Origin of the sequence: Pseudogracilibacillus amylolyticus (SeqCode) (assembly GCF_051918545.1) — a bacterium.
Classification (GTDB): domain Bacteria; phylum Bacillota; class Bacilli; order Bacillales; family Amphibacillaceae; genus Pseudogracilibacillus.
In genome coordinates this window covers 1-3,635 of record NZ_JBPPZG010000295.1, presented here as the reverse complement: position 1 = coordinate 3,635, position 3,635 = coordinate 1, and the positions used below count along the sequence as shown (strand labels likewise).

Below are 3,635 nucleotides of genomic sequence, written 5' to 3'. Positions count from 1 at the left end.
CAACTACTTTCACTTCTTTTCGTTGGATTTTTCTCCATTCATCATACTTTTCTCCAACAGATAAAGCACTATGAAGAACAGCTACATTGGAACCGAATCTTCCTTTAAATCGTTTAACCATTTGTGGAGTTAAAGCAATTTCCGGCACAAGCACGATTGCTTCTTTCCCTTTTTCTATTACTTTTTCAATTGCTTGTAAATAAATTTCTGTTTTACCGCTACCTGTCACTCCATGAAGTAAAAATGTTTTATGCATATCTGTCTTAACCGCTTCATTGATTGGTATTATTGCCTGCTCTTGTTCCTTTGTTAAGATGAGATTTTCAGTTTTTGTGAATTTCTCTTCATACGGATCACGGTATACTTCAACCTTTTTAATCGTTAATAAGTTCTTGTCAATTAAAGGTTTTAAATTATTTTTATTAATATTCAGTTGCTCATAAAGCATCTTTTGTTCAATCGGTTTTGGATATTGGATAAAAAACTTCAGGATTTCCCTTTGTCTTGTTGCTTGTTTTGATAAATTTTTATGTTCCGATGCTAAAACATCTACGTCTGAAGGCACAATATATATTTTATATTGTTTCGTAGCTTTTGACGTAACGACATATTGAACAGCTAGATCTCCATTTTCAATATAATGCTGTAATTGTCGGTAACTTCCTAATAACTGAACTGTTTCCTCATATGAGAGGATGTCCTTTTTCTTAAATGCATCCTCAAGTGTCGCGACTAACGGTATATCCGTTAGTCGAATAACTTCTTTCTCATATTTCGACTTCAACACTTGGGGAAGCATAGCCTGGTATGTTGTAATATATAAAGATACCGTTTCATTCGCCAACCACTTTCCGAGCTTGAGCAGCTCAGCAGTTAATACAGGTGTTACATCTAAAACATCAATAATTTCTTTTAAATGAGCATAATTTGATTCTTTAATTCTTTGAACAACAAAACCAGAAATTTTTCGAGGCCCAAATGGAATGACGACCCGCATGCCTGGTTGCAAGATATCTTGAAATTTTTCGGGAATATAATAATCAAATGTTTGGTTAATAACACTTGACGGAACATCTACAATAACTTTTGCTATATTCACTTCGCTTCTTCCTTTAAATCACGAGCAATTAAATGAATTATTTGTTCTGCTATCTCATCTTTTGAAGCTAGTGGCAAGTTTTCTGAGGCAAGTTGTTTATTCATGTAAGTAACAATATTAGTGTCTACTGCAAAACCTGCCCCCTCTTCTGCAACATTGTTAATAATGATCGCGTCTAAATGTTTTTTCTTTAATTTTTCTTTACCATATTCCAAAGGGGTCGTTGTTTCAGCGGCAAAACCAACAACAAATTGATGTGATTTTTCATCACCTAATGATTGCAAAATGTCTTTTGTTCTTTCCATTTCGATCATTAAGTTTCCCGCCTGTTTTTTCATTTTTTGATCATGTGTAACGATTGGCCGATAATCTGCTACTGCTGCGGCTTTAATCACAATATCCGCAGCTTCAAAATGATTCCATATCGCTTGATACATTTCTTCGGCAGTAACAACGTCTATTCGGTTTATATTTGAGTGTTTCGTTTGTTCAGCAACAGGACCTGCAACTAAGGTTACTTCTGCTCCAAACTTTACGGCTGCTTCAGCAAGTGCAAAACCCATCTTGCCGGACGAACGATTGGAAAAAAATCTTACTGGGTCAATTGCTTCCCGTGTTGGTCCAGCAGAGATTAGTACTTTTTTTCCCTCTAATAAATTTGCATGTTGCTGGTGTTCTGAAATTACTTTTATAATCGTTTGAGGTTCTTCTAGTCGACCTTTTCCTACATAACCACATGCCAAATAACCTGCGCCAGGTTCAATGAAGTGATAACCCCAATCTACTAATTTTCTCATATTGTCAATTACTGCTGGATGTTCGTACATATGTACATTCATTGCCGGGGCAATATAGATGTCCGCTCTCGTTGCTAAAAGTGTCGTAGTAAGCATATCATCCGCTATTCCATAAGCAATTTTGCTAATAATATTAGCGGTTGCAGGTGCAATAATTGCAATATCAGCCCAATCAGCGACATCAATATGAGCAATTTTATTCGGGTCTTTTTCATCAAAAGTGTCTGTATATACATCATTTCTAGATAAAGCTTGAAACGTTAAAGGTGAAACGAATTTTGTTGCTCCTGTGGTCATCATTACTCTAACATCAGCCCCCTGCTGCGTTAGTTTACTCACTAGGTCACATGCTTTATATACAGCAATTCCTCCTGTAACTCCAAGTAAAATTTTTTTGTTTTGTAACATGGAAGCACCTCTTTATTTATACATCTTATGAAATAATCTATTTATATGGTAAAAACCCTTGCAATAATTAGCAAGGGTTATTAACGTTATTCTGTTTCTTTCACGTATAATTTATCATTATAAATTTCTTCAAGCGCAATTCCTACATACGTTAACGATTTAGGGTTTTCTACTAAGGGATTACTTTCATTTTGTAATTCCCTTGCTCTTCTTGCTGATACAGTAACTAACGTATATTTAGAATTAATTTTTTCTTGCAAACTGTCAATTGATGGTTCAAGCATCCGTGTCATCCTCCAAAATTTTTTTATATTGTTTTTCAATTCGTTCTCTTTTACAATGTTCGCTAACAATAATTGATTTTACTTTTGATACAGCTAAATCAATGTCGTCATTGACAACAACGTAATCGTACTCACTCATCATATCAATTTCCTTTTTCGCTTCTTTAAGACGATTAATGACTAATTCACTGGACTCTGTTCCTCTACTTACGATCCTGTTTTTCAACTCTTCAAGACTTGGAGGGAAAAGAAAAATAAACACTCCTTCAGGAAAGTTCTTCTTTACTTGCAGGGCACCTTGAACTTCAATTTCTAAAAACACATCATTTCCTAGTTCCAGTTGCTCTTCTACATATTCTCGAGGAGTACCGTAATAATTATTAACATATTTCGCATATTCTAAAAGCTTCTTTTCTTGAATCATTTTTTCAAAAGCTTCTTTTGTTTTGTAAAAATAGTCTATGCCTTCTTTTTCACCAGGCCTTTTTTGTCTAGTAGTTGCCGATACAGAATATTTTAAATGTGTTTCCTGTTCAAATAATCGTTGCCTGACTGTACCTTTTCCTACTCCAGACGGTCCAGATAATATAAACAAGATCCCTTTTTCATCAAACAAAATTGTTCCTCCTAATTAATCCTCAGCTAGTTCATCATGATTAAGAACTCGTTGTCCAACTGTTTCAGGCTGAACCGCAGATAAAATAATATAAGAACTATCAGTAATGATAACAGCTCTAGTACGTCTACCATATGTAGCATCTATTAAATTGTTATTTTCCCGTGCTACTTGAACAATACGTTTTATTGGTGCTGATTCCGGCGATACGATCGAAATGATTCGATTTGCCGCAACGACATTCCCAAACCCAATATTAATCAAATGTAATCCCAAAGGTTTGACCTCCAATTCGGTCTTTATTTTTACAATATGTATTTTTAACTATAATATTAGAAAACTTGGCTTATCACCAAGCCTTGGCGAAAGCATGCAGTAGGAAAGTTTTATACTTTCTTATCTGCAAATATAAAACGTTGATGAAAATCTTT

General features: G+C 34.7%; 5 protein-coding genes. All 5 read right to left on the bottom strand.

Features of this window, described 5'->3' with window-relative positions; all coding sequences use genetic code 11:
• Positions 1–1,099, bottom strand: a 1,099-nt coding sequence (locus ACPYKA_RS19770) for a primosomal protein N' family DNA-binding protein (RefSeq protein ID WP_479543911.1), incomplete at its 3' end; no start/stop codon positions are given.
• Positions 1,096–2,304, bottom strand: a complete 1,209-nt coding sequence (gene coaBC, locus ACPYKA_RS19765; RefSeq protein WP_479543910.1) for a bifunctional phosphopantothenoylcysteine decarboxylase/phosphopantothenate--cysteine ligase CoaBC — start codon at positions 2,302–2,304, stop codon at positions 1,096–1,098. The genes ACPYKA_RS19770 and coaBC, both read right to left, overlap by 4 nt.
• Positions 2,305–2,390: 86 nt before the next feature.
• The gene (gene rpoZ, locus ACPYKA_RS19760; RefSeq protein WP_479543909.1) at positions 2,391–2,588 is read right to left on the bottom strand and encodes a DNA-directed RNA polymerase subunit omega; all 198 of its coding nucleotides are present in this window, start codon (positions 2,586–2,588) and stop codon (positions 2,391–2,393) included.
• Positions 2,581–3,204, bottom strand: coding sequence for a guanylate kinase (gene gmk, locus ACPYKA_RS19755; RefSeq protein ID WP_479543908.1), 624 nt, complete (start codon positions 3,202–3,204; stop codon positions 2,581–2,583). The genes rpoZ and gmk overlap by 8 nt, the downstream gene beginning before the upstream one ends.
• Positions 3,205–3,219: 15 nt before the next feature.
• A complete protein-coding gene (gene remA, locus ACPYKA_RS19750; protein WP_479543907.1) occupies positions 3,220–3,480 on the bottom strand; it encodes an extracellular matrix/biofilm regulator RemA in 261 nt (86 codons plus the stop codon).
• Positions 3,481–3,635 lie beyond the last annotated feature (155 nt).

Coding starts and splice junctions, on each gene's coding strand:
- rpoZ (WP_479543909.1), bottom strand. CDS start 2,588: ATGCTTGAACCATCAATTGACAGTTTGCAAGAAAAAATTAATTCTAAA.
- coaBC (WP_479543910.1), bottom strand. CDS start 2,304: ATGTTACAAAACAAAAAAATTTTACTTGGAGTTACAGGAGGAATTGCT.